Source organism: Streptomyces sodiiphilus (assembly GCF_039529215.1).
Taxonomy (GTDB): domain Bacteria; phylum Actinomycetota; class Actinomycetes; order Streptomycetales; family Streptomycetaceae; genus Streptomyces; species Streptomyces sodiiphilus.
In genome coordinates, this window is sequence record NZ_BAAAMJ010000001.1 from 1 (window position 1) to 25,077 (window position 25,077).

Below are 25,077 nucleotides of genomic sequence, written 5' to 3' on the forward strand. Positions count from 1 at the left end.
GCCAGCAAGCTGACGGGACCTCACGAAACATCGAGGCTAGCATGGCAGCATAGGTGACCAACGAGAAGCCTCTGGCGCTGCGGACGACCTTGTGGTGAGAACCGTCCTGCCAGGGGCTTTACGTCTGCCAGCCACGGGGGCCTCTGCGTCCGATCCATACCGCCATCCGACACTTCATCCCACTCCGCGAAGATCATTGCACTGAAATAACCTCACTGGGCTCAACGCCGTGGGTGGGGCGCAGCCTGCCTACAGCTCTTCCGACTCAGAAGAGACCGATGCGACGGACAACTGGGCCTCAGTTTCACGCAGGTACTCGTGAACGGCGTCTACTGGCACCTGAAACGAGCGCTTGACTCGGAGCGCAGGCAAATGACCGTCGTGAATGAGTCGGTACACGGCCATCTTTGAGACCTTCATAATTGACGCGACCTCGGCCACGGTGAGAAAGTACGCCCCATCGGCTCGGCGCTCTTCCCTCCCCTGGCTAGAGACGGCCATAGAGGTATCCGGGAGCATGGCGAAAAGGCGGGCACCCAGACTTTCCAGAGTGGGGTTATCGTACAGCAGCGCGGGGCTGGTTTCCAGGCAGACCTCCTTGAGACCGTTCGCGAATTCGACCGCGATGAGTGAATCCATCCCGTACTGGACGAGTGGCACTCGAGGATCGATTTCTGTTTCCGGAAACTTGAGAATAAACGCTGCATACTCCCGCAGCCACAACAGCAGGCCGGACCGGGTAGTCGACTCTACCCGCCAACGGTCAAGGAGTCGCTGCGGCATCTCGTCGACCTCCGTGCGTGGTCGAGACCCGACTGTAGAGGTCTGCTCAGCAGCCATCCGGTCCTGGAGACGGGCCAGCCTCTCTGCGGTGTCAATCGGGTCCGCCCACAGTTCATCCACGGCCTGAACGGCACTGCGCAGCTGGTCTTCGATGCCCATCAGATACCCCCGTCCGTATCAGCTAGGAGCGTTTCCAAAGTCTTCCGGGCGTGGTGCAAGTGCGTCTTCACACTTCCCGTGGAAACGCCCATGATCTCTGCAATATCGCTGAGCAGGTAGTCAAACTGGAGCTGAAGCGCAATCGCCGTGGCTTGCTGCTGCGGTAGCTTACGGACAGCATCCAAGATATCGATCCGGACGACCCGGCATACCAGAGCATCTCGGTCATCAAGTTTATCCGGCAACTCATGGGGATCTGTACTCAAGCCATTCCGCCGCCGCGCTTCTCGCGCCCGGCTTAACCGCTGACCAGCCACACGGAAAAGCCAAGCCCGCTTGTTCTCGTACCGCGATACCCGCCCCCAATACTGGTGGGCGGAGATCATCGTCTCCTGCGCAGCATCGTCTATGATCCCCGGGTCCCCCTCCAGCCACAGAAGATAACGCCGCACCTGCGGCTCCCACTCGGTCAAGAAGCGGGCGAACTCCACTGAGGTCGGCTTCACGCATCCCCCCTGCTTCCCGGCCACCCGTTCATCTACAGTCATCCACGGAGCGATCGGCAGCGATGACCGTCCGACGGCCCTGCTGCGCATCTTCCATCCTCAGCCCTGCCTTCGGCAGGCGTTCGAGCATCACCTCGAGCGTGACCCGTTGCTCTCGCTCGAGTCCGACCCTGGCGCGCCCTCGGGCCAGCTCATGGAGCACATCCCACAGGTTTGAGCTCCCGGCGCGGGAGCGAAGGAACAACCCGGCCAGACCGATCACTGCCGGAAACACGATCATCCACACTTCGACGCCCACCGACAGACTCCGTCCCCTGTTTGTGTGCCGCGGTCCTCACCGCGGCCCCACCTACTACAGGCTGAGAAGTATCAAGAGGGTTGAACTGCCTTCAGGATTCCTACGGCTTCAAACGGTCTCCCCGAACAACTGAGTCTCGCGGGGCAGCGCCAGGGCAGGTGCCCCGTCACTCTGCTGTAGACACCACTCGGCCAGACTGCCCCGGCCGGCTCTCCGCATCCCCCGAGGCTCAGGCTGTCGGCCAGGCGCGCCACCCGCGGCGGCGCCTGGGCCAGGTCATGCGCCGTGGTATGTCGCCGCGCGCATCGCGGCGATCCACTCGTTCATGTACTGGTCGCGGTCGTGGGGTTGCTCGGGGCGGTAGAACAGGCCCTGGGGATGGCCGGCCAGGGCCTGGCCCAGGTAGTCCCCGAACGCGGCCACAGCCGGGGTCAGGCAGGAAGACAGCATCGTAGCGACGTACTGCGGGTGGGTCATCGCTGCCAGGGCGTTGCGCAGCAGCGGGCCGCCACCGGCCTGGTCGATCGCGTCCCGCAACGCCGCCAGGGCGGGGGTGTCGGGCATCAGCAGGCCGTGCATCACGTACAGGCCGCCGAACCCGGCGAGCGTCAGTGCCGCTTCACGGGCCCGGGCCATCTCCTGCTCGGTGGCGGCTGCCAGGGCGGCGAGCGGGTCGTAGCCGTCGACGAGCTGGGCCAGCCAGGGCAGGAGAGTGCCGTCCTTTTCGGCCTGCTCCAGCCTCTCAGACAGTGCCTGGCCGCCGCCGGGGGCCAGCATCCCTGTGGCGGCGAGGGATCCGGTGAGGAGGGAGGCGGCCAGCTCATCGGCCCCCATCCCGGCTGCGACGGCCAGCTGGGCCACCGGGCGCCTGCCGGGCCCGCGCCAGCACGGCTCTTCCCCGCCGGCCAGCAGCATCTGGCGTACCCGATTGGGATGCGGGCCGTCCCCGGGCGCGTGCGCCAGGAGGCGGTCCGCTGCCGTGTAGACGGCGTCCTGAGCGGCCTCGCCGCGCGCGGCCCGTGCCTGAACCAGCAGCCGATGCGCCGGGCTCGCCGCCATGGCCCACAACAGCGCCTCGCGGACCGCCGTCCACGGGGGTGCGGGCACCGCGGCGTGCCCCGGCAGGGGCGGGCGACCCGCTTCGGTGTACCAGCCCAGTACCGTCCACCGCAGGTCACGTCCCTGGCGGGCATGACGCGCCAGGGACGCCGCGATCTCCACCGTCATCGCCTCCAGCACGGCAGCCGACCCCTGGCCGCGTCCCAGCCACCGCCGCCGGTGGCGCGGCAGCAGGCCGGCGCGACGCCACCGTTCCAGCTGCGCCGCCGATACCACCAGCTCCCGCTCGGCCAGCAGCGTGATCAACTCCCGGTCCGCGCTGCTCGGTTCGCCTCTGGGCATCTCGCCACTTTAGAACCCCGCGACCTGCCCGGATAACTCCCGGCGCCGACCTGGCTTACTGGTCGACCACAAGGGCGGCCCCGCCCCGAGGGACGAGAAGAGAGAGTGTGATGTCAGAAACAACCCGGGCGCGCCGCCGGTGCCGCACGGGGGCGGTGGTCGCCGTCGCCGGACCGGCCGTGGTCGGGCTGTCCGCCGGCGGGCGCCTCGCCCTGCTCGTGTTCGGGGCGGCTGTACTGCTGATCTTGGCGGTGGTGGCCGCCCTCGCGTTCGGCGCGTCGTTCGCAGGCCGGGCCGAACAGCGTGACGCCGCCCGCCGCACCCTGCTGTTGCTGCTGCGCCTTGCCCCCTGGTACCGCTGACGCCCCGGGGCTATGGGTGCGTCCGAGGACGACAAACCGATGTGAGTGTTCCGGCCGGCAGCACCGTGCCGGGCACGAGGCCGACCGCGTGGTCTGCCCCGGGGGGACCACTGGGCCGGGGGTGGGCGCAGGCAGGCGCCGGATGCGGCTTCGCTGGGGACAGTTGCTTTCGTCCACGGTCGGTTCACTGGCGGGCGTGGCGCTCATGGCCTTCGTCGGCGACCTGCGGCAGCAACTGGTGGGCGCCGTGGCAACAAGTCACCCCTCACAGGGGGCCACCTTCAACTCCAGGCGTCGCGATGCTTGAGAACGGGGATTCCTTGTGCAGGGTGCGGTGCGGCGGCGATCTTACGCTGCCCATCCCGTCGAGGAGACGTTGGTGTAGGCGTCGTAGCCGGAGCCGAGGTCCATGATGATCTCGTCCCAGATGCCTTCCATCGCCTGACGGTCGCCGGCCAGCCAAGCGTCAACAGCGGCGTTCCAGATGCGGGGGCGGACGTTGGTGTGGCGTACGGGCAGGTCGCGGCGGTGGGGCTGTTGGACGTTGCGCTGGTCGACGGGGTCGATTTCGATGCGGGTGCCGCGGCCGTTGTTCGCGAGGCGGCGTTTGAGGTGGTTGGCGACGTTGCGGCGGCGCAGGTCCCAGTAGGCGCGGTCCAGCGCCGCGCGGTTCTTCGGGGAAGGGGAGCGTTTCCCTGCGGTCCAGGCGGCGAGGGCGCGTCGACTGATACCGGCGGCTGTGAGGGCATCGCGGCCAGCGGGGGATCTGGTGAGGTAGTTCAGGCGGGCGGTCCAGCCGCGGCGGGTGTGGGGTGGTGAGGCGATGCCGGTCACCATCCGTTCGATGCCGGCGCCGAGAGCTTGCGCGCCGTGGACACCAGCGGCGCCGAGCTGTCCGAGCTGGGCCCAGCGGTAGTTGTCGGCCATCAGGCGTCCTGTCCGGTGAGGGTGGCGGTGTAGGTGACGGGTTCACCGGTGTGGGGGTGGGTCTTGACCTTCATGTCGGCCAGGCCGGTGCCCTCGGTGAACACCTGCCGCCAGTGGCCGGCGACGTGCAGCTCGTCGGTGCCCGCGACCGTGATCACCGTGAGGCCTGCGGTGGCGGCCTTGTAAGCGCGCCACCACAGGTTCGCGAAGGCCTGGGAGCGGATGAGGTGGACCCAGTCCGGGCGGACGATCTCCCGGTTGTGTGGGCTCTCTCCGAGGGTGGAGACGAACTTGGCGTACATCTGCTTGACGTAGGTCAGCGTGACGTCGTCCCCGGCCGCGATGGCGTTCGTGCGGGCATCGGCCAGGAGCTGGCGCAGGGAGTCCAGCAGCGTCTCCGTCGCCCCCGACGTCCAGGACTCGTGGATGCGCGGCGGGGCGTCGATCAGCCCGTACTTCGGCCCCGCGATACGCAGCAGGAGGCGCATGGTGGGTTCGGTGATCCACAGCGGGCCGCTCTCCTCCCGGTCCCCCAGCGGGCTGGGGCCGGTGGGGTGCCGCCAGGCAGGGGGGTCGATGAGGTAGACCCCGGCCCGCTTCCGGTCGTGCTCTCCGCCCTGCTGGTGTTCGAGGCGGCCGATCGGCAGCCAGGTCTTGAACGCGGACAGGTAGGCGGCGTTGACGTCCAGCACGGTGACGGTGAGGTCGCCGTCCGGGGTCCGGCGCAGGTGCGGGTGGCGCCAGGACGGGCGGGCCTCCCAGATCAGATCGGCTTCCCGCTTGCTGGGCTTGGTGAAGATATCCGGCATGCGCGGGTAGGAGGTGTGCTCGTAGCGGGCCGTACGCCGGGTCGCAGCGAACAGGGCCATCACGTCCGGGATCGCGCGTTTGATCAAAGCCCCGGTCGCGGCGTCCGCGTCCCCACCGGCACGCTCCAGCTCGGTGCTGACGGCGGCGGTGATCTTCTCGCTCAGTTCGGAACGAGTCTGTTCCGCCGTGGTGGTGCGGCGCCGGTTCTGGTGCCGGGTATGCGCGGCACGGGCGGCTTGGGCCTTCGGGCTCTCGGGGGGACTGGCAGCAGAAACAGCCGGACCCGGACCCGGGGCGGGGGCGGTCTGCGGGGTGGCCGGGGCGGGGGCGGCCTCGGGGGCCGACGGCCGGGCGGCTGAGGCGGCCGGGGCGGCTTCGGGGGTGGGGTAGATCTCCGCCAGGCCTTCCAGCAGCCGCAGATACGCCCCCCGCGCCGGAGAGTTCGACAGCGAGCCGCTCTCCCAGTTCGACACGGTCTGCCGCCCCACCCCGACCGCCTTACCGACCTGCTCCAACGACAGGCCGGCCGCCGTCCGCAGCCGGCGCCGCTCCCCCGGGTCCGCGAACTTCGCCGCGAGCTTGGCCTCCGCCAGCAACGCCGCCACAGGATCCTCAGCCATGGCACCATTCTAACCGAAGGATGGACATTGGTTAGACGTTTCATGGCGGAATTCTGGAATCGCGCCAGGACCAAGGGAACACACGAGCGATTCCCGGGGGATGCGAGCCAGCCGGCCGGGCAGCGCCACGAGGAGACAACCAGCACCTGGACCGCGTCGAGCCGGAAGTGAGGGGGCCCTCCCCGGGCACGGCGCCATGAAGCACAACCCTGGTGTGTACCGCCCCAGCGGACCACCACGGCGGCACCGAACAAGGCCGCGGCGGCCGCGGTGTCGGAGGTCGGGGCAGGAAGCAGTGCGAGGGAGTTCTGCGTAGGGGCCTGGAACCGGCGCGGTGCTGACTAGTGTTCAGGACACGGGAGGTTTCCTTCCCTGTCAGGGGCGGCCCTTGTGCGCGGGGGCGCCGTTGGCGGGTGACAACAGGAGGGGTGGGGCATGGACGTTGATGTCGCGAGCGTGCCGGGTTACCTGTACATGTGGGCCATTGGCCGGGCGCGGGCCGCGGCTGGTGCGGTCACCGGTGCGGTCGACACGTCTCTGGAGGCTGTCGTCGGCCGGCTTGCTGCCGTTGTGCGGCGGCGGCTCGGGGAGGACCATGATGCGCTCGCGGGCCTTGAGGAAGAAGCCGAAGCTGCTGCGGCTGACACCGCGCCCGGCGCCGGTGCGGCCGGGGATCCGGCGCTGTCGCAAGAGACTCACGGCGCGCTCGTCTACGCCCTCACCCGCGCGGTGAAGAACGACCCTGCCTTCGCCCGGGACCTCGCCGAAGCACTGGGCGCGGTGAAGACCGCCGACATCGGCAGCATGACTTCATCTTCCGGCGGTGGGACCACGGCGGGTGGTGGCATCACCATGACCACCTCCGGTGACCAGTCCCCCGTCATCGGCGGCAACACCGGCGACCTCACCTTCGGCAACCTTCCCCCCGCCCCGGCCGCTGTCTCCGACAGCAGTCCCGGCGAGGGGCAGGACGGCAAGACCGGACGCGAGGAACGCAAAGAGGAAGGGAGAGAGGAGGGCAAAGGGGAGGGGGAGGCGCCGGGCCCTTCGCGGCCGGGGCCGGACCAGAGCTGAACCGCGCCCCGGAGAACACACACCCCAGCTCACCCAGCCCTCGAACAGCCCCCCGCCAGAAGGCGGACATCGAGACCCGCGGGAACCACTCCCCCGCCGCCGGGACGATTGGCCGTATCGACTACGGCGCCACGCACCTCCACCTCCCTGCGGCTCGGGAGTCGGTGGAGTGGCCGGTGCGGATCGGGGCCATCCCGCCGCTCGCGGCCGCGTTCCAGAACCGCACCAGGGTCCGGGAGACCATCGACACCGCCCGGGCCGGTAGGGGAGGTGTGGTCCTCACCCAGGTCCTGGCCGGAGGCGGCGGATACGGCAAGTCCCAGCTCGCCGCCGCCTACGCCAACGACGCCATCAACAGCGGCACCGAACTGGTCGTATGGGTACACGCAGCCGAAGAACAAGCACTCATCACCACCTACGCCCGCGCAGCCACCGCCGTCCACGCACCAGGGGCCGGTGGGGACGATCCGGTGGCCGATGCCGAGCAGTTCATGGCCTGGCTGGCCACCACCAGCCGGAGCTGGCTGGTCGTCCTGGACAACATCACCGACCCCGCCGCGGTACAGAAGTGGTGGCCCCAAGGACGAGCCGGGTGGGTGCTGGCCACCACCCGGCTGCACACTGACGCACGGCTGACCGCCGCCGGCCGCACCCTGGTCCCCGTCGACGTCTACACCCCCCAGGAAGCCCACACCTACCTCAAAGACCGGCTCACCGCCGCCGGCCGCGCACGCCTCCACCACCACGGGGCGGCAGGGCAGATCATCGAACAGCTCGGGCGGCTGCCCCTCGCGCTCGGGTTCGCTGCCGCCTACATGATCGAAGAAGACGCCACCTGCGGCGAGTACCTCGACCACCTCACCAACGGCCTGCTCTCCGATGCTCTGCCTGCGTGGGCGGACGCCGAAGACTACGGCCAGCCTGTCACCGCGGCCCTCCTCCTCAACCTCCAGGCGGCCACCGCCACCGGCCCGCCCGGCCTCGTCGAACCCGCCCTGCGCCTCGCCGCGCTCCTGGACCCCGACGGCCACCCCCTCGGCCTGTGGGACACCCCGCCTGTCCTGGCCTACCTGACCGCAGCCCACCACACCGCCTGGTGGAAACGCCGAAGGCGCAAGAAGATCACCGCACGGGAAGCACACGCGGCACTGGCAGCCCTGCACCGCTACGGACTCCTCACCCGCGACCGCACCAACGGCCCCCGGGCTGTCCGTATCCACGCACTCACCGCCCGCGCGGTCCGCGAAACCACCCCCGCCCACCAGCAACCCGCCCTGGCCACCACAGCCGCCGACGCCCTCCTGGCCCTGTGGCCCGACCCCGACCAGCCCCACCGCGACCTCGCCACCACCCTCCGCGCCAACACCGACACCCTCCACACCCACACCCAGCCCACCTCTGGAACCCTCAAGGACACCTGGTCCTCTACCGCACCGGCATCAGCCTCCTCGACGCCGGACTGACCACCCCGGCCACCGAGTACTGGACACAGCTGCAGCAGACCGCCCACAACCACCTCGGCCCCCACCACCCCGACACCCTGCTCGCACGCGGAAACCTCGCCACCTCCTACGCCGACGCCGGGCGCACCACGGAAGCCATCGCGCTGCTGGAGCAGGTCCTGGCCGACCGCGAACGCGTGCTCGGTGCGGAGCACCCCGGCACTGAGGCCACGCGAGCGGCGCTGGCTCGTTGGCTGGGGGGCGAGGGAGATGCCGGGGCGGTCGGGACGGATTGACAGCATGCCCACGCCGTAGCCCCGGGGGGACTGCGTGCCTGGATCGTGTGCTGAACGATTCTGTCCAGGCAGCCGCCTTCCGCGCCATCCAGGGATGTTCTGCCAGAGAAGGCCGCAGAACTGGCCTGGGGAGGGTCCGGACGGGCGGCGAAGCCCCGGGGAAGCTCTCGACGCACCAACCCGCCGGACCCCTGGCGTGTAGGTCGAGCATCTGTTCTCCCGCCCCGCAGCCGCCCCCTTTGACCGTGACCGCAAGGGCGAGAGCGGCGTTGGGCACGGTGCCCCGCCCACACCAGCCGGCGCCCTCCCGGGCCCGGCGGGGTGTGCGGGCAGCGGGCTGCGGAGTGGTTGTCCAGCGTGAGGGAGCGCAATCGTGCGGTGTGAAGGGTCGAGAACAGCGACAGTCTGAGCACGAACGCAGCCGCACAGCGGTCCTCGGATCACGCCTGCGGCCAGCCGCCTCTCCATCCCACCCTCCAGCTCGCTCTGGGCGGCACGCTCGGCCCGCTGCTCGGCCCCGGGCCTGGCAGTGGTGCAGCGCCCAATTGAACAAGCGCGGTGCGGCCGCGTCGTACGATCGCGGGCCCACCCTGCGGATCTCCGAGCAAGCCCTACATCAGCCATCAGCTGGCCAGGCGTCACGGTCCCCGCACGGCCACGCTGCCACTCTCAAGCCCTGCGGGACTCCCGCTCGGGCGATGTGGCCGTCGTCCAGGCCGCGGCCCGGGCCCTGCCCGGTGTTGACTGGGGGTCAGAGCCCGGGTGGCCTGCGCGCGGGCATAGCCGTCGCGGGCAGTCAGCGGCGGCGGTGGGAGAGCCGGAGAAGGAACGCGGCTGTGCCGGTGACTGCCAGTAGGGCGGCGGTTGTCCAGGCGGTGGGGTCACCGTTCTCGGCTACCGGCCATCGGGCCCAGGCGGGCAGGGGCGGGTCCTGGCCGAGGAGGAACACCGGCAGTGCCCACAGGAACGGGACGGTCCAGCAGGCGCGGACTCCGACCACGGCGGCGCCCAAGCAGGCCAGACCGAGAAACCCCGTCAGGGCGCGCAGGGCCAGGGGAATGTCGGCTGGTTGTCCTGCCGCGGCGAGCGCGGTGGTGGTGAGGACGGCGGCCGTTGCGGCGCCGATGGCGCCGGCGAGTGCGGCCATCAGATACCTGGGGCGGGCGGCGTGGGCGGAGAAGCCCTCCATGGTGTCCATGGTTGCGCCGACCGCGAAGCAGGCCATGAGCAGCGGCACGCAGGCGGCCAGGGGCACCGGCAGGGGTGGGCCACCGGCGAGGTCGGGGAACAGCAGGGGGTCGTCGGCGCGCGGGAGCAGCAGGGTGGCGCTCAGGGTGAGGAGTGTGGTGACCAGGGGCAGTCGGTGGGAGCGGCAGAAGCTCCAATGGAGTTTTCGGCGCGTTTGTTCGGCTGGTTCCGTGTTCGGGAGTATGGGGGGTGTCAGCATGGCTGGCTCACGGAGTGGGCCCATTGCTGTGCTTCGTTGAGTTGTTCCTGTTCTGGTAGTGCGAGGACTCGTGTGACCTCGTCGACGTGGGAGGTGTCGCCGTAGTGGCCGTAGGAGGGTGGGGCGTCGAGTTGTCTGACGCGGGTCTCCAGCCACAGGCTGAGTGCCTGGTGGTGGAGCATGCGGTCGGGGTCCGGTTCCGGTGTGCACCACACGGTCACCTCGTCCATCTGCTGCGTCACCAAGGTGGCCAGCAGGTCTCCTTTCCCGTGGTCGAGGAGGAAGCCGGTGCCGGAGAGGCCGTCTTCGGTGTAGCGGTCGGCGGGCGGGAGGATGTCCAGTCCCCGGGTGTGCACGGCGGTCACGGCGGAGACCGCGTCCTTCAGGCGGTGGGCGTGCTCGGGCCACACACAGACCTCGCTGCCGCTGGCCTGCGCGCACACTGGCTCAGCGGGTGAGGTACGGGGTCCGACGAGTGGGGCGTCGGGGTTGTTCGGCATGGCCAGCAGAACGCCCGCCAGCGCGCCGGCCGCCAGCAGGGGTGTGCGAGCCGGGCGTGGCAGGCGCGGCACTCCGTCGCGTCGGGCGGTGAGGCGTGCGGCCAGGTGGGGTGCTGCGATGGCCAGGATCACGGCGCAGGCCGCGGCGGCCGCGCGCCACATCAGGTGGGTTTCGGCGAGGCGGAAGGAGATGGCCTGGTACGGGACGCTTGCCGTGAGGGGGGAATCTTGGGTGAAGACGAAGAGGAAGAGGACCAGGGCTCCTGTTGCGGCGATGAGGCCGGTGAAGCGGCTGGGGGCGAGGGTTCCGGCCAGGTGTCCCAGGCCGGCGGCGAAGATGATCCCGGTCATGCCGAAGACCGGATACTCCAGCCACGGGCTGCCGGGGGCTCCGCCTCTCCAGGTGGCTGTCCAGAGGATGAGGACGGGGACGGCGTAGGCGGGCAGGAGCCAGCCCAGGTCTGCTGCCAGGCGTGTCAGGGCGGCGTGGTGGGGCGGGCGGGCGGAGACCGGGGAGGTATCCGCGTTGCGGTGAGCGCGTGCGGCTCTGTCCGCGCACAGGGCGAGGGCCGCGATCACGAAGGGCAGACCCGCCGCTGTGGCGGCTGCTGAGGCGCGTGGCCAGGAATCGGGCGGGAAACCGCCTGTGGAGAGGGTGAGAAGGCAGGCCAGGCCGATCAGAGGGAGAGCCCACCAGCGCAGGGGGCTGCGGCGCCATTCGATGAGGAACCCGGTCATCCGTGCGCTCCCGACGAGGTGGAAAGGCCGGTGTCCTGTCCCAGGACCACGGAATAGCCCTGTTCCAGCGGGGTGTCTCCCGGCGCCTGTTCATGGGCCAGATCCGCCAGTTCCCGCGGAGTGCCGTCGAAGACCACACGGCCCCCGTGCAGCACACCCAGGCGAGGCGCGCTGTGGGCGAGGTCCTCCACGATGTGGGTGGACAGCACCACACAGGCACTCCCGCCCAGCTCCCGCAGCATGGACCGGAACTGCATCCGCTGGCGTGGATCGAGCCCGGTGGTGGGCTCGTCCAGCAGGACCACAGCGGGAGACCCCAGCGTGGCCTGGGCGATACCGGCCCGGCGCACCATGCCGCCCGACAGCTTCCTCATCGGTGTCCGGGCCTGGTCCAGCAGATCCACCCGGGCCAGAGCCGTGCGTGTTTCCTCGGGGATCCGGCCGGCCGGGATCTCCCTGAGCCACGCGCAGTGACGCACGAAGTCCTCAACGGTGAAAGCGGGAGGACAGCCGAAACTCTGCGGCAGCCAGCCGATACGCCGCCGCGCCGCCCGCACCTCGCCCCTGGTCCGCACCTCGCCGCCGAACAGCCGCAGGGTGCCCTCCTGGGGAGCGGCGGCTGTCGCCAGCACCCGCAACAGAGTGCTCTTCCCTGCCCCGTTCGGCCCCAGCAGACCGTACACACCCTTCTCCAGGGACAGGCTGACACCGCGCAGCACCGGCTTGCCCCGGTAACCCTGATGAAGACCGTTCAACTCAATGACGTTCACATGAGACCCTTGATGTCGTGCCGGTGCGGGGCACAACTCCACTGCGCCCCGCACCGCACACTACGTGTAACGCGCCCTGTCAGCGCAGTTCGACAACGACCTGCCGGATACTCCACGTGCAGTCGGGGACATAGACACGGGTGGTGCCGCTGCTCTGGGTGACCCACGAGCTGTACTTGTCCGACTCGCCCACGCAGTCAGCCTTGGCACGCCACTGGCCGGAGCCGGTGCACTCCGCCCACCCTCCCGTACTGCCCGCGCTGGTCGTGCACTCCAGTGCCTGGGCGGAGACATCCGCAGAAGTGCCGCGGCAATCGCCAGAAGAGGCAGGCTGAGCGCAGCCGCTCCCAGAAGGCCTATGGAACGTCTCATCAAGTGATTCTCCTTCATGTGTTCAAGCTGACACACAGCGTGTTCGAAACAGCGCACGTGACTCTAAGTTGCTTCCTTGACACATGCAACGACAGCAGTTGATCTCAGCCTGGATCCACCGCGTGAATCTGAGTGGGTTTGCTGATCGGTTCTTGGCTGGTTTTCCGGTTTCGGGCAGGGGTGGGTGCCGGATGGCCGTTCCGGTGGCGGGGTCTCCGAGGTCTTTCGGGTCGTGGGTGGGCAGTCGGTCCGGCTGGTCAGGTGCGCAGGCGGTGGCCGACGGCCGTCCACAGGTGCTCCAGCGCCTGCCACCAGGGTCATCGGTCGGGGAAGTGCCAGGTCAGGGTGCGCGCGCTGGTGGCAAGGCGGGCGGGGACGGCGATCAGGTGGCGGCGGACGGTGCCGGTGCGGGCCCTGGTGTGGAAGGTGGAGGCCAGGGTGCCGAGCGCGCGGGTGAGGTTGTGGGAGAGGGTGGCGAGGGTGAGCCAGGCGGCGTTCGCGGTGAACTTTCCCGACGGCAGATGTGCGAGGGCGGAGTCCTCCAGATCAGCGAAGACCTGCTCGATGATGGCGTGGCGGCGGTGGGTGGCCTCGGCTTCGACGAGGCCGAGCGCGGTGTCGGTGAACACGGCGTGGAAGCGATGAGCGGTGAACAACTCGCGTTGTCCGTCGAGGACATGAGGCTGACCGAGCCGTTGACGCGGCGGACCAGGAGCCGGGCTGTGGCGTGGTACTTCTTCGGCTTGCCGGTGAAGGCGGTGTATCCGGTCTCGGCGACCTCGGCGTCGGATACCCATCGCTGCTCGTCCTCGTCGAAGACCGCGTCCGTGTCCTTGATCGCCGTCCATGCGTTCTCGTCGATGGCGGCGAGCGCGGTGCGGACCTTCTTGCGCTGGGCGATCGTAAAGGAGAAGCGCACCCCCAGGCGGAGGCAGGCGGCAACCATCTTGTGGGAGCAGAACGCGGAGTCCCCGCGCACGATGATCTGGCCCCTCACGCCCATGGCCCGGACCGTGTTGACCGCCTCGGCGATCAGATGGGCGGCGCCCTTGGCGGAGCCGGCCGAGCCCTTGCGCAGCCGCGAGGCCACGATGACCGGCGCGGCGATCGGTGTGGAGGCGGTCACGATCTGGAAGTGCAGGCCGCGCTGCCTCGTGTAGCCGAAGGCGGCGCCCTGCTTGGTAGCCGTGGACCTGTTTCACTTTCGAGTCGATGTCCAGGAACACCACCGCCTGCGCGCCGGTCAGCAGACCGCAGTGCTGGACCAGGTTCGCCGTGAATGTCCTGGTGACGGACTCCAGTTGACGCACGTGGCCCCAGGTGAAGGCGCGCAGGAACGTGCCCAGGGTGGAGGGGCGCGTATCCCGGAGAAGGCGCGGGGCATCGCTCCGTGCCGCAGTACATCCACATCGTCGATGCTGCCCGCCCCGGCGAGCATGCCCGCCACCAGCGACATCACCTTCGCGTCCGCTGCCGTACCGGCACCGTTCGCAGCCCCGGCGAGGCTGAGCTTGTCGCGGACCAGGCGGGGCAGGCCGCACCTCTCGGCCAGCCGTACCCCGGCAGCCAGGCCGCCGTACGCGATCAGATTCGAGTCATCGGCCGCCGCAAACGTCGCCGTCGCCGTGTGGGAGGATTTCACTTACGAAGTGCCTTGCTGATCGTGCGTGCTGGAAGCCTGAAGAACTCCCATCATCGCAGGTCACAAGGCACTTCCCCGTTCCGGCCCCCGGTCACAGACGGCGATCACACGGTGGATCCAGGCTCAGACCTCCATCCCATCCGATTCAGGACGAAATGATCACAAGATTCACCGTAGGTGCAACGCGAAAAGGAGTGATGCAGACCCCGGGACCGAGGCGCATACGCAAGGCCCCCCACAGAGCACGCTTGCCGGCGTCGACTCAGTGGGCTCGCCTCGGAGCTGCCCAGACCCGCCAGGCTGGCGATTGACCGAAAGTATGCGCCACACGCCCCTGTGCCACCCGTCACGTTTGAGAACATGCGACTGGCAAGTGCCCGCGAGCACGACGACAGCCCTGCACCAGCAACTCCCGCACCACGGGATGGTCCTCGGCAAACCGGAGCCCGCGCCGGTCGGCCAGGTGTCCGGGCAGACCGAACCGGGCCGTGGCCTCCGGGGTGAGCAGCACCAGCGGGTCGCTGTCCCGGCCCGCCTTGTGCAGCCACGGCTGGCCCAGCCCTGCGGACAATGCCCAGGCAGCCCGGTCCACGAGGGTGGCGGCCGGGCAGGCCAGGCCCCGGCCGTCCGCGAGCCACGCGTTTCCGCGGTCGTCCAAGACCGCGAACAGCCCTTCCGGAAACCGCTGTCCCCCCTTTGGGGACGACGGATGGGGGCCTTCCCCCATGAAAGTGGACACCTGTTCGTGCGGTTATGCGGCAAGTGTGATGGTAGCTGGTGCGTGTTCGTAGCCGATGGGGGACATCTGTGCGGCGGCCGAGTGTCGCCGTGCGGTGTTGTATCTGGTGACCCAGCGGAAGACCGCCAGTCGGCAGGCGCGGGCGCCGTCGTAGCGACGGGCGCCTTGCAGGGTCTCCCGTTTCAGGCTGGCGTTGAACGACTCGGCGGCGGCGTCGTCCGCGCTCGACCGCTCCCATGGACTGCGTCACGCCCAACTCGCCGCACAGATCGGCGAATTCACGACTGGTGTACTGCGCACCGTGGTCGGTGTGGAAGACGGCGCCGGCCATGCCGCCGCGGGTGGCCGCGGCGGCCTTCAGCGCGTCGGCGACCAGTTCCGTGCGCATGTGGTCGGCGATCGACCACCCGGCCAGGCGGCGCGAGAAGCAGTCCACGACCGTCGCCGAATACAGGAACTCGCCGTCACCGACGGGCAGATACGTGATGTCGCCCACGTACTTGGTGTTCGGCGCCGACCCGCTGTCCGCGAGGGGGCCTAGCTTGGGCGGCAGGACCGAAGGAGATTCCTCATGACAATTCTTGTTTCCGGTGCGTCCGGACATGTGGGCCGCCCGCTGGTGGAGCAACTGCTGGCGGCCGGGCATCGGGTCCGGGGCCTGACCCGTGACCCCAGCAGGGCGAACCTCCCGGACGGTGCGGAGGTGGTGGCCGGGAACCTGGCCGTGACATCGAGCCTTCCCGAGGCGTTCGCGGGCGTGACGGCGGCGCACCTGATCAGTTTCGGTGACGACTACGCACCGCTGGCCAACGGGGCCGAGATCGCGCAGATCGCGGTGGAGGCCGGGGTGCGCAAAGTGACGATCCTCAAGGGCGACATGGAGAAGACCGGGCTGGACGAGGCTGTCGAAGCGAGCGGTCTGGAGTACACGTACCTCGCACCGGTGGAGTTCATGTCCAACGCCCTGGAGTGGGCGCAGTCCGTGCAGAAGGAGGGTGTCGTCCGCGAGGGTTTCCCGGACGTGCCCAGTTCCATGGTGCACGAGGCGGACATCGCCTCCGTCGCCGCGGCGGTGCTGACCACGGACGGTCATACCGGCAAGGAGTACTGGTTGACCGGCCCCGAGGCGCTGACAGCGCCGCAGAAGGTAGCGGTCATCTCCGAGGTTCTGGGCCGTGAGGTGCGGTACATCGAGCTGAGCCGGGAGGAAGTGATCGCCCGCTGGCGTGAGCAGGGCTACAGCGACGACGACGTGGAGTTCTTCCTGGCGATACGGACGAATCCGCCGGAGGCGGGCCGCACCGTGCTGCCGACGGTGACAGAGGTCACGGGGCAGCCCGGCCGGACCTTCGCCCAGTGGATGCGGGAGAACGCCGCGGTCTTCGGGGCCTGACGCGGCGGTCGGCGGGTCACAGATGAGGAGGCGTCCGCGGCCGGAGCCGGGGCCGGCGTGCGCCGACCCGGCTCCGGCTCTTCCCGACCATGCTGGCCATTCTCAGCCACATATTTCACAGGGGCAGTTCGCCGGAGCTGCGCCTGGACTCCTTCCTGGCCGGGCACCGGGAGCGCGCCGTCGTGCGTCAGCCGGGGCAGGACTTCTGGTTGCGCCACCAGCGGTGTGATGCACTGTCAGACTGAGAGCAGGCGGCCTGTGCCGGCGGCCGGGTCACACGCAACATGCCGGGGGAGGCTGTGGAGGTCCGCAGAACGGAGAACGGGCGGGTCCGGGGACGCGGCTCAGTCCGCGGGGTTCTGGCGTTTCTCGGCATTCCCTATGCCGCCCCGCCTTTCGGAGCCAACCGTTTCCGGGAGCCGTGTCCGGTCCGGAGGTGGGAAGGGGTGCGCGATTGCCGGTCCTTCGGCCCGGTGGCCCCGCAGTCCGCCGAGCTCCCGGGGATGCCGGCGTGGTCGCCCGGCAGGGAGGACATTCTCACGCTGAACATCTGGACCCCGGCTGCGCCCGGAGGGCCACTGCCGGTCGTGGTCTGGATCCATGGCGGTGCCTATACCTTCGGTTCCTCCGCGCAGCCCGACTTCGACGGCACGGCACTCGCTCGCGCCGGAGTGGTCCTGGTGTCCATGAACTACCGACTCGGCTTCGAGGGTTTCGGGCACATGCCGTCCGAAGCCGGTCCGCGCTGCCCGGAGAACCGAGGGCTGCTCGACCAGCTCGCCGCCTTGGAGTGGGTACGCGACAACATCGCCGCCTTCGGCGGTGATCCGACCAACGTCACGGTGGCCGGGCAGTCCGCCGGAGCCACCTCGGCCGCCTGCCTGATGGTGATGGAGCGGGCCCGCGGACTGTTCCGCCGCGTCATTGCCCACAGCCCGGTCGGGCCTTGTTTTCCGGCGGAGCTCGCTGTCGAGACCACCCACAGGGTTGCCGCGGCGGCCGGTGTCCCGGCCACGTCGGCGGGTCTTGCTTCCGCAACCCCTGAGGCACTGATCGTGGCCTCGGAGCAGGTCGTCCGCGACTACCGAGGGTGCCCGGGTTCAGGAGCTCGGTACTACAATCCCGTCATTGACGGCGATGTTCTGCCCGGTGACCCTGTATCCCTCGCAGCCCGCGCAGCAACCGGCGGAGTGGACCTGCTGGTCTGCCACACCGCGGAGGAGGGTTGGCTGCTGCACGCCACCGACAGCATCCCGGCAGTCACCACCGGCGAACAGTTGGCAGACTTCACGGAAGCATTCCAACTCCCCGATGAGCTGATCGAGGGCTACCGAGGGCTGATGCCCGGAGCTCCCGTCCTCGACCTCTACCTGGCCGTCTTCGGCGATCTGCTGTTCAGTCAGTACGCCTGGCGGCTCGCAGAGGCTCACGCACGGTCGGGCGGGCGGGCGTTCGAGTCCTGCTTCGCGCGCCGGCGCACCGCCCCTCCAGCAGTGGTGCATGCGTGGCACTGCGCGGACATCCCCTTCGCCTTCGGCACTCTCACGGATGAAAACGTCGCGTTTCTCATTGGCCGTTCGCCCACTGCCGCGGACCATCGGCTGTCCCGGCGCATGGGGGAAGCCTGGGCCGGCTTCGCGACCGACGGCCATCCTGGCTGGAGACCCGTCGGCTCTCCCGGGGCGGCCGGCCGCACCTGGAGCACACCGGACAGTCCCGCTCTCCCCGACAACGCCGCGATCCATGACCTGTGGCGCCGGAAGCTCCAGGGGGAATGGCGCCCGCCTCGGCGTGACCGTCCGGGCAGTGCGGCTCAGACAGACCGTCCCCAGGGGACGGTGGGCTGAAGGACGGCTTCCTGGAGAGCAAGGGTGCGCCACTGGGCGACCTGCCTGTACTCAGGGTCGGAGACCATGCGGAGGAATGCCGCACGGCTGGGGTAGCGGACCAGGAGCACCGCGTCCCAGCTCTGGCCCTCTTCAGCGACCAGCGCCGCTTCCCCCTTCCCGGCGTAGAGCACCTGCCCTCCGTAACGGGGAAGGAACGTCTCGGCCACTGCCCGGGAGTACCGGCGGTAGGACTCCTGGCCTCTTTCGGCGAAACGCAGCAGGTTGAGCATGACCACCGGACCGTCCGGGTCTTCCTCCACGAACCGTTGGAGTTCTTCTCGTGCAGGTTCCACAGCCACGACACCCTCCTGCGATCAAGCGCTTGCTTACCAGTATCCCATCCGGGCACCCAGCCTGGTCAAGCGGCCGACCGCACAGAGGGTCGGCCGCTTGACCCGCGCGCCCTCACCGTACGAGGCCCAAAGCCAGTTCAACCGGGGCCGGTACCGCCCGCGCACCCGACTCGGGCTCGTATCAAGCGGTCACCCAGCCATTCTTCCGGGCCAGTTCGACCACGCAGCCACGGATCTGCTTGATCTGTGCGGCGGTCAGTGAATCCACCGATTCGATCAGCGATTCCGTCAGCTCGGCCCGGAACCGGGCAACGCTCTCGGCGCCTCCGACGACTGCCGAGTCGCTCTCGTCCGGCGACACAGGGGTACGGACGATCCGGTTCGGGGACGGCTGGTGGATCAGCCGGATCCGGGACGCCTTCGGTCCCTTCTCCCCCATCTCCATGAAGAACTCGACGTCGCTTCCCTCGCCGTACAAGTACTTCTCGTCGATCAGGTCGTTCGCATGCATGAAGACGTCTTCGCCCGGCTCCGACGGGGCGATGAATCCGTAACCACGGACCTCATCGAAACGCAGTACTTTGCCAGTCATCAACACAGCTCACCACTCCAGCGCCAGCGCACACCATTACCGAGGGCTTCCTCACGGAAGCGCCCCCACGAAAGAAACCTACACACCCCTGCGGCGACGTACGACCCCTACTTCCATCAACCCGTACGGGAGAGGGGTCAGGTTCTCACCGGGTGGCGTCGGCCTTACCCCTGGCCGCGCCGTCCGCCCCCCCAGCGGATAGATGTTCAGCGCGGGCGGTGGGCGGGCTGCCGCAAGAGGTGTCCGGGGACCGCCTCGGCCAGGATGCGGTAGCCCTCGGGATTCAGATGCAGCCAGTCACCGTCGTGAAGGGCGGGGTGCAGCCTCTCGGGCTGGGCGGGGTCCCGCACCGCCCGGTCGAAGTCGATGACCGCGTCGAACGCGCCCCTTGTCCGGATCCAGTCGTTGACCGCCTGGCGAGCGGACTCACGGTGCCCCTCGGGATCGTCGTAGCCCTCATTGCCTCCGAAGGGCAGCAGCGTCGCGCCGTAGACGGGCAGCCCTTGAGCGTGGGCCCTGACGACGATCTGCTCGTAGGCGGTGATCAGCTGTCCAGCCACCTCCTGCTGCGCGGCGGCCGTGGCGGGCGCCGTCCCGATGTCGTTGACGCCGTGGAAAACCAGGAGCCAGCTGACGCCGCTGTGGGCGAAGACGTCCCGGTCCAGGCGCGCCAGGGCATTGGGGCCCAGGCCATCGTTGAGTACCCGGTTGCCGCCCGCCGCCTGGTTGAGGACCGCGATGTCGCGTGTGGACTTCCCGGTCTGGAGCCTGTCCCAGAGCTGGTCGGGCCAGCGGTCGTTGCCGTTGGTGGTCGAGCCCCGACCGTCGGTCAGCGAGTCACCGATGACGGCGAGGGCCGCCGTCGCCGGACGGGCCCGCACCTCGACCCCGCTGAGCAGGTACCAGCGGTCCACCGGCGTCGCCCCGGGCAGGTCCACGGCGGAGGTGTGGTCTCCGTTCAGAAGGTGGGAGGTGGTACGCGAGCCGGGGTGAGAAGTGAGAGCCAGGGACGCCTGCCCTTCGGCCAGGTAGGTGGTGACCGTCAGGTTGGAACCGGACCGGAGCGGGAACGGAATGGGGTCGGAGACGATCTGCGCTCCTGCCGGGACGGTCACGGACCGGCGCCCGCTGAACGTCACCTCACGGACGCTGCCGGGCTCGATGGCGCCGGCCCCGGCCCGCCCGTCGCGGGGCAGCGCCACGGACACAGCGGTCAGAGGCAGTGCGGTGTCCCCGAAAGCGTTGGAGAAGCGCAGCCGCAGGCTTTCCCCGCCGACCGTGACGCGGACGGTCTGGCGGAGAGTGGCGTCCGTCAGCACCGCGTCCTCGCCGGTGAACGGCGGGGGCGGCATGTTGTGGGGCTCGGTCAGCTGCGGCATGGCCGTCCAGGTGTGCACCCAGGGCCGGTCGGGTGACGGACGGCCGGCGGCCGTCTGCTCCTCCGGCCCGGAAGGGCCGACGCCCCAGCGGGCTCCCGTCACGGAGGAGGCGGCGAGCAGTACGAGCACCACCGTGCTCACGCCGAGCAGCTTGAGAAACGGTGCGATGCGAAAGAGCCGCACGAGGTATCCGCCCTTCGGAGGAAGTTCCCGCGGGGAGTATGGCATGGTCACACCACGCCATGGAAGCGCTCCCACCCGGGCGCCGGTCGCGCCGACTGCCCCGTAGTGGCCGACGAACCCCCGGGCGAGAGCCGGGAACCGGAAGGCTGCCCGTTCCGCTGGTGGGCCCGACTTGCATACTGGAGCGCCGGCGAACGTCAACTGCCGCGCAGAGCAGGAGGAATGAGCATGGGGGAAGTGCCGGAACGGACGGCGGAGGCCTTGGGTGGGCGTGGCGCGGAACCCTCGAGCGGCGCTTCTCCACGACGCGCTGTGGTCATCGGCGGCAGCATGGCCGGCCTGCTGGCGGCCCGGGTTCTCGCCGACCACTACGCCCGCGTCACCGTGGTCGAGCGCGACAGGCTGCCGGAGAGCGCGGATCCACGCCCCGGAGTCCCGCAGAGCCGTCACACCCATGTTCTGGTGACGGGTGGTCAGCAGGCCCTGGAATCGCTGTTGCCCGGACTCGTCGGTGAGTTGCGTGAAGCCGGGGCCCCCTGGGTCGGTGTTCCGCGGGACCTGGTGCAGTGGCAGGCCGGGGCGTGGTACCGGAGGACCCCGGCCACGGCTCATCTGCTCACTGGCTCCAGGCCGTTGACGGAATGGCTGATCCGTCGCCGGGTGCTGGCCGATCCGCGGGTCGAGACGGCTCAGGGGACCGAGGTCGTGGGACTGGAGGGGGATGCCGCCCGCGTCGGCGGGGTGGTGGTGCGTGAGCGAGGCTCCGGTGCCTCGCAAGGCCTGCGTTCCCTGATCGCGGACTTGGTGGTGGATGCCTCGGGCCGCAGTTCGAAGGCTCCCGGCTGGCTGGCCGCGATCGGGGCGGAGCCGCCTCGCGAGGAGACGCTGGACACGGGTCTGGCCTATGCCAGTTGCGTGTACCGCGCCGAGGCCGACGATTCCACCGACAGCCTCGGATACTACATCGTCCCCAACCCCGGCCAGGTCCACGGCGCCGTCGTGCTCCCCGTGGAGGACGGCCGGACGCTGGTGACGCTCTCCGGTCTGCGCGGCGGCGAGCCTCCCACCGATCACGACGGATTCACCGACTTCGCCAGGCGACTGCCGGATCCTCTGGTCCACCGGTGGCTGGTGAAGGCAGAACCCGTGTCGGCGGTGCACGGTTTCCGCAACACAGCCAACATCCGCCGCCGCTACGACCGTTCGGGGCCCGAGGGGTTTTTGGCCACAGGCGACGCCCTGTGCGCGTTCAACCCCGTCTACGGGCAGGGAATGGCCGTCGCCGCTCTCAACGCGGTGGCTCTGCGCGAGGCTCTGGGCTCTCGCCGGACGCCGGGCACCAGACACGTGCAGCGGGCTGTGTTCCGCTCCTCGCAGCAGGCCTGGGACATCTCCGCGGGATCGGACAAAACGATGCCCGGTGCGACGGGCAACGCGGCGGCATCCCGTGCAGTCGACCGGCCGGTGAACTGGTACCTGGCACGCGTCCAGCGGCGTGCGGCCGCGGATCCCCTGGTCGGTGCCGCGTTCCGTTCGGCACTGTCCCTGGCGTCGCCTCTCACTTCGCTGTTCGCTCCGCGTATCGCCCGGGCGGTGCGTTCGGAAGGCCGCCCGGCTCCCCATCCGACCCGCCGTGGTGGCGGGAGGCCGAGAGCGGCACGGCTCCGTAGGGAGCAGCATGGTCCGGTGAACCAGTTTACCGGACCACGCAGTGGCACGTGACCGCTCATGGAAGATCTGACCCCGGCCGGGGAAGTGCTGCTGTCCCTCGATCCTCGCTCCGGGGAGACGACGGGAGAGGGAAGGAGCGTGGACTGCGCGTTGGTCGCCGTGCTGCACGGTGCCGGCCTGCAGAAGCTTGTCTTCGGGCAGCTCACCGGGCGTGCCCGGCGAAGGGCGGTCGCAGACCGCATGGAGGCTGTCTCGCGGCAGGCGTGGGCAGCCCCTGCTGTGCGCAAGGCGGTGGAGTCCGTTCAGGCGGCGATGACCGCAGTGATGGTGGCCGCCACCACTGCGGCCACGACGACCGCAGGACAGTGATGTCTCCGGGGCTGTGCCCCCGCATCGGCGGTAGCGGTCCGGGCTCAGCGGGCGGGCGTGTTCCGTGTAGCCGTCTCAGCCCTCGGGTACCCGAGCCTCTCGCGAGGAAGGGGTATGACCGTGAGCGACCGACCGCATCGGATCGTCATCGTCGGCGCCGGCTTCGCCGGGTATCACGCCGCCCGCGCGCTGTCGAGGAAACTGCGACATGACGATGTCGAGATCGTCCTGGTGAATCCGAACGACTATTTCCTTTATCTGCCGCTGCTGCCGGAGGTGGCGACCGGTGTGCTGGAGCCGCGCCGGGTCACCGTCTCGCTGGCCGGAACGCTGCCCCGGGTGCGGCTGGTCCTCGGGGAGGTGCACGGGGTCGATCTCGAGAAGCGCCGGATCAGCTACACCGACCCGGAGGACCGGCAGGGCTCGCTGGAGTACGACCGGCTGGTGCTGAGCGTCGGGAGCGTCAACAAGCTGCTCCCCATCCCGGGCATCGCCGAGCACGCCAGAGGTTTCCGGGGGATGCCCGAGGCTCTCTATCTTCGTGATCACATCTCGCGGCAGATGGCGCTGGCCTCCACGGAGCCGGACCCGGCCCGGCGCAGGGCACGGCGCACCTTCGTCGTGGTGGGGGCCGGGTACACGGGCACCGAGGTGGCCGCTCACGGCAAGCTCTTCACCGATTCCCTGGCGCGCCAGCACACCGATCACCATGATGAGGACCCGCGCTGGCTGCTGGTGGACATCGCTCCGCGGATTCTGCCGGAGCTCGACCGGCGACTGTCACGGACCAGCGACCGTGTGCTGCGGCAGCGCGGCGTGGAGATCCGCACCCGTACCGCGGTGAAGGAGGCCACTTCCCGGGCGGTTGTCCTGGACAGCGGGGAGACGGTGGATACGCACACGCTGGTGTGGTGTGTCGGGGTGCGGCCCGATCCCCTCGTCCACGATCTGGGACTGCCGACGGACAACGGCCGGCTGATCGTCAATCCCTACCTCGCGGTGCCCGGCCACCCCGAGGTGCTGGCATGCGGTGACGCGGCGGCGGTCCCCGATCTCACGCGGCCGGGGCAGATCACTCCCATGACGGCACAGCATGCCAGCAGGCAGGGGAAGACGGCGGCACACAACATCGCGGCCGCTCTCGGCCACGGCAAGCCGCGGGCCTATCGGCACCATGACCTCGGTTTCGCCATCGACCTGGGCGGTGTCCACGCTGCCGCCAATCCCCTGCACATACCGCTGTCCGGCCCGGTGGCCAACCTGGTCACACGTGGCCTTCACCTGAGTACGCTGCCGGGGAACCGGGCGCGGGTCACCAACGACTGGCTGCTGAACGCCGTTCTCCCGCGCCAGGCCGTCCAGCTGGGCCTGGTCAGGTCCGGGTCGGTCCCGCTGGACACCACGGCCCCGTACGCGCCGCTCACCCCCTCGCACTCACGGGAGTGAGAACAGCCCTTCCGGCTCCGGGTTCCCGGCCCGGGCTCGCAGTGCGGGCCGGGAACGCCGTCACCGCTTGCGGCCGACTCCGCCGACTCCGGCGTTCGCCGCGGGCGAGGGGTCGGTGAGCACGACCTCGGGACGCCACTGGGCGACCGGGACCACACCAGGTTCCACCAGTTCCAGTCCCTCGAAGAAGCCGGCGATCTGCTCGGGGGTGCGCAGGTGGTAGGGAACAGCGCCACTGCGGTTGTACTGCTCCTGTGCGGCGACCCATTCGGGGTCGGTGTCCGTGGCGTCGTGGAGAGACAGACAACTGCCGGGCGGAAGGCCGGCCAGCAGCCGCCGCACGATGGACCGTGCCGTCCCGTAGTCGGCGACGTGACCGAGGATGCCGCTGAGGATCAGGCCGACCGGCCGGGACAGGTCGAGGGTGCGGGCCGCGGTGACCACGATCTCCTCGGGATCATGGAGGTCCGCCTCGATGTACTCGGTTGCTCCCCCCGGGGTGCTGGTCAGCAGGGCGTGGGCGTGCATGAGAACGAGGGGATCGTTGTCGACGTAGACGATCCGGGATTCGGGAGCCACCCGCTGGGCCACCTCATGAGTGTTGTCGACCGTCGGCAGGCCGGTCCCCACATCGAGGAACTGCCGGATGCCTTCTTCCGCCGCCAGGTAGCGGATGGTCCGGGTCAGGAAGTGCCGGGCAGTCCTGGCTCCGTCGACGATGCCCGGGAAGGCCTGGCGGTACTGGTCTCCCGCCAGGCGGTCGACCTCGTAGTTGTCCTTGCCGCCGAGCCAGTAGTTCCAGATCCGGGCCGAATGCGGCACGGTGGTGTCGATCTTCGATGCCCGCCCGCGGTCAACGGCCTTGTCCTCAGTCACTGGGCCTCACTCCTGCGTCTGTCCGGATTCCCGGCCCATGCAATCACGCACCGCGCTGCCTCCGCTACGGTCGGAGCCGGAGAGCCGTGCGCCGGCTCCT

23 protein-coding genes and 3 pseudogenes are annotated in these 25,077 nt (G+C 69.5%); 9 read left to right on the forward strand and 17 right to left on the reverse strand.

The annotated features are described in order from the left end of the window. Positions 1–249: 249 nt before the first annotated feature. From ABD299_RS00005 to ABD299_RS00025, 5 genes and pseudogenes are all read right to left on the reverse strand, one after another. Positions 250–501 (reverse strand): helix-turn-helix domain-containing protein, encoded by a 252-nt coding sequence (locus tag ABD299_RS00005; RefSeq protein WP_344257932.1) that lies wholly within the window; start codon positions 499–501, stop codon positions 250–252. A 36-nt stretch (positions 502–537) separates the two neighbouring features. Then, positions 538–942: pseudogene (locus ABD299_RS00010) on the reverse strand (acyl carrier protein); the annotation flags it as partial. Further along, on the reverse strand, positions 942–1,448 hold the full coding sequence (locus ABD299_RS00015; protein WP_344257711.1) for an RNA polymerase sigma factor: 507 nt from the start codon (positions 1,446–1,448) through the stop codon (positions 942–944). The pseudogene ABD299_RS00010 and the gene ABD299_RS00015, both read right to left, overlap by 1 nt. A 28-nt stretch (positions 1,449–1,476) precedes the next feature. Beyond that, positions 1,477–1,746 (reverse strand): hypothetical protein, encoded by a 270-nt coding sequence (locus ABD299_RS00020; RefSeq protein WP_344257712.1) that lies wholly within the window; start codon positions 1,744–1,746, stop codon positions 1,477–1,479. A gap of 276 nt (positions 1,747–2,022) precedes the next feature. After that, the gene (locus ABD299_RS00025; protein ID WP_344257713.1) at positions 2,023–3,147 is read right to left on the reverse strand and encodes a hypothetical protein; all 1,125 of its coding nucleotides are present in this window, start codon (positions 3,145–3,147) and stop codon (positions 2,023–2,025) included. Positions 3,148–3,257: 110 nt separating this feature from the next. On the opposite strand from ABD299_RS00025, the gene ABD299_RS00030 reads away from it, so the two are divergent. Continuing rightward, a complete protein-coding gene (locus ABD299_RS00030; RefSeq protein ID WP_344257714.1) occupies positions 3,258–3,509 on the forward strand; it encodes a hypothetical protein in 252 nt (83 codons plus the stop codon). A gap of 348 nt (positions 3,510–3,857) precedes the next feature. Here ABD299_RS00030 and ABD299_RS00035 read toward each other — a convergent pair whose 3' ends face one another. Further along, the gene (locus tag ABD299_RS00035; RefSeq protein WP_344257716.1) at positions 3,858–4,436 is read right to left on the reverse strand and encodes a transcriptional regulator; all 579 of its coding nucleotides are present in this window, start codon (positions 4,434–4,436) and stop codon (positions 3,858–3,860) included. Beyond that, positions 4,436–5,866 (reverse strand): helix-turn-helix domain-containing protein, encoded by a 1,431-nt coding sequence (locus tag ABD299_RS00040; RefSeq protein ID WP_344257717.1) that lies wholly within the window; start codon positions 5,864–5,866, stop codon positions 4,436–4,438. The genes ABD299_RS00035 and ABD299_RS00040 overlap by 1 nt, the downstream gene beginning before the upstream one ends. Positions 5,867–6,301: 435 nt before the next feature. On the opposite strand from ABD299_RS00040, the gene ABD299_RS00045 reads away from it, so the two are divergent. The 3 genes from ABD299_RS00045 (at position 6,302) to ABD299_RS25080 (ending at position 8,678) form a co-directional block, all read left to right on the forward strand. Continuing rightward, positions 6,302–6,940: a hypothetical protein gene (locus tag ABD299_RS00045; RefSeq protein WP_344257718.1), complete on the forward strand. Its 639-nt coding sequence runs from the start codon at positions 6,302–6,304 to the stop codon at positions 6,938–6,940. A gap of 176 nt (positions 6,941–7,116) precedes the next feature. Next, positions 7,117–8,403, forward strand: a complete 1,287-nt coding sequence (locus ABD299_RS00050; RefSeq protein WP_344257719.1) for a hypothetical protein — start codon at positions 7,117–7,119, stop codon at positions 8,401–8,403. A 29-nt stretch (positions 8,404–8,432) separates the two neighbouring features. Further along, the gene (locus ABD299_RS25080) at positions 8,433–8,678 is read left to right on the forward strand and encodes a tetratricopeptide repeat protein (protein ID WP_425581221.1); all 246 of its coding nucleotides are present in this window, start codon (positions 8,433–8,435) and stop codon (positions 8,676–8,678) included. A gap of 796 nt (positions 8,679–9,474) precedes the next feature. Here ABD299_RS25080 and ABD299_RS00055 read toward each other — a convergent pair. The 6 genes and pseudogenes from ABD299_RS00055 to ABD299_RS00080 all read right to left on the reverse strand — a co-directional run. Continuing rightward, entirely contained in the window at positions 9,475–10,125 is a 651-nt protein-coding gene (locus ABD299_RS00055) for a hypothetical protein (RefSeq protein WP_344257720.1), read from the reverse strand. Further along, on the reverse strand, positions 10,119–11,363 hold the full coding sequence (locus ABD299_RS00060; protein WP_344257721.1) for a hypothetical protein: 1,245 nt from the start codon (positions 11,361–11,363) through the stop codon (positions 10,119–10,121). The genes ABD299_RS00055 and ABD299_RS00060 overlap by 7 nt, the downstream gene beginning before the upstream one ends. Further along, positions 11,360–12,118, reverse strand: a complete 759-nt coding sequence (locus tag ABD299_RS00065) for an ATP-binding cassette domain-containing protein (protein ID WP_344257722.1) — start codon at positions 12,116–12,118, stop codon at positions 11,360–11,362. Before ABD299_RS00065 ends, ABD299_RS00060 begins: the two co-directional genes overlap by 4 nt. Positions 12,119–12,822: 704 nt before the next feature. Further along, positions 12,823–14,147 (reverse strand): annotated as a pseudogene (locus ABD299_RS00070) (IS1380 family transposase). Between the two features lie 346 nt (positions 14,148–14,493). Then, positions 14,494–14,805: a hypothetical protein gene (locus ABD299_RS00075; RefSeq protein WP_344257723.1), complete on the reverse strand. Its 312-nt coding sequence runs from the start codon at positions 14,803–14,805 to the stop codon at positions 14,494–14,496. A gap of 93 nt (positions 14,806–14,898) precedes the next feature. Further along, positions 14,899–15,586 (reverse strand): annotated as a pseudogene (locus tag ABD299_RS00080) (IS3 family transposase); the annotation flags it as partial. Here ABD299_RS00080 and ABD299_RS00085 point away from each other — a divergent pair. Together ABD299_RS00085 and ABD299_RS00090 are read left to right on the forward strand one after the other, a co-directional pair. Further along, the gene (locus ABD299_RS00085) at positions 15,506–16,279 is read left to right on the forward strand and encodes an NmrA family NAD(P)-binding protein (RefSeq protein ID WP_425581215.1); all 774 of its coding nucleotides are present in this window, start codon (positions 15,506–15,508) and stop codon (positions 16,277–16,279) included. The pseudogene ABD299_RS00080 and the gene ABD299_RS00085 overlap by 81 nt on opposite strands. 284 nt (positions 16,280–16,563) lie before the next feature. Further along, the gene (locus ABD299_RS00090) at positions 16,564–18,126 is read left to right on the forward strand and encodes a carboxylesterase/lipase family protein (protein WP_344257725.1); all 1,563 of its coding nucleotides are present in this window, start codon (positions 16,564–16,566) and stop codon (positions 18,124–18,126) included. Here ABD299_RS00090 and ABD299_RS00095 read toward each other — a convergent pair. From ABD299_RS00095 to ABD299_RS00105, 3 genes are all read right to left on the reverse strand, one after another. Then, a complete protein-coding gene (locus tag ABD299_RS00095) occupies positions 18,093–18,467 on the reverse strand; it encodes a DUF1330 domain-containing protein (protein ID WP_344257726.1) in 375 nt (124 codons plus the stop codon). The genes ABD299_RS00090 and ABD299_RS00095 overlap by 34 nt on opposite strands. A gap of 175 nt (positions 18,468–18,642) precedes the next feature. Further along, positions 18,643–19,059, reverse strand: coding sequence for a cold-shock protein (locus tag ABD299_RS00100; protein WP_344257727.1), 417 nt, complete (start codon positions 19,057–19,059; stop codon positions 18,643–18,645). A 200-nt stretch (positions 19,060–19,259) separates the two neighbouring features. After that, positions 19,260–20,573 carry an SGNH/GDSL hydrolase family protein gene (locus ABD299_RS00105; protein WP_344257728.1) on the reverse strand — a complete coding sequence of 438 codons (1,314 nt, stop codon included), beginning with the start codon at positions 20,571–20,573 and terminating at the stop codon, positions 19,260–19,262. A 372-nt stretch (positions 20,574–20,945) separates the two neighbouring features. Between ABD299_RS00105 and ABD299_RS00110 the strand changes: the two genes are divergently transcribed. From ABD299_RS00110 to ABD299_RS00120, 3 genes are all read left to right on the forward strand, one after another. Then, positions 20,946–22,337 carry an FAD-dependent oxidoreductase gene (locus ABD299_RS00110; protein WP_344257729.1) on the forward strand — a complete coding sequence of 464 codons (1,392 nt, stop codon included), beginning with the start codon at positions 20,946–20,948 and terminating at the stop codon, positions 22,335–22,337. Positions 22,338–22,343: 6 nt separating this feature from the next. Further along, a complete protein-coding gene (locus ABD299_RS00115; protein ID WP_344257730.1) occupies positions 22,344–22,655 on the forward strand; it encodes a GPP34 family phosphoprotein in 312 nt (103 codons plus the stop codon). A 120-nt stretch (positions 22,656–22,775) separates the two neighbouring features. Continuing rightward, a complete protein-coding gene (locus ABD299_RS00120) occupies positions 22,776–24,101 on the forward strand; it encodes an NAD(P)/FAD-dependent oxidoreductase (protein WP_425581216.1) in 1,326 nt (441 codons plus the stop codon). A 60-nt stretch (positions 24,102–24,161) separates the two neighbouring features. Here ABD299_RS00120 and ABD299_RS00125 read toward each other — a convergent pair whose 3' ends face one another. Then, positions 24,162–24,977 (reverse strand): SAM-dependent methyltransferase, encoded by an 816-nt coding sequence (locus ABD299_RS00125; protein ID WP_344257734.1) that lies wholly within the window; start codon positions 24,975–24,977, stop codon positions 24,162–24,164. Positions 24,978–25,077 lie beyond the last annotated feature (100 nt).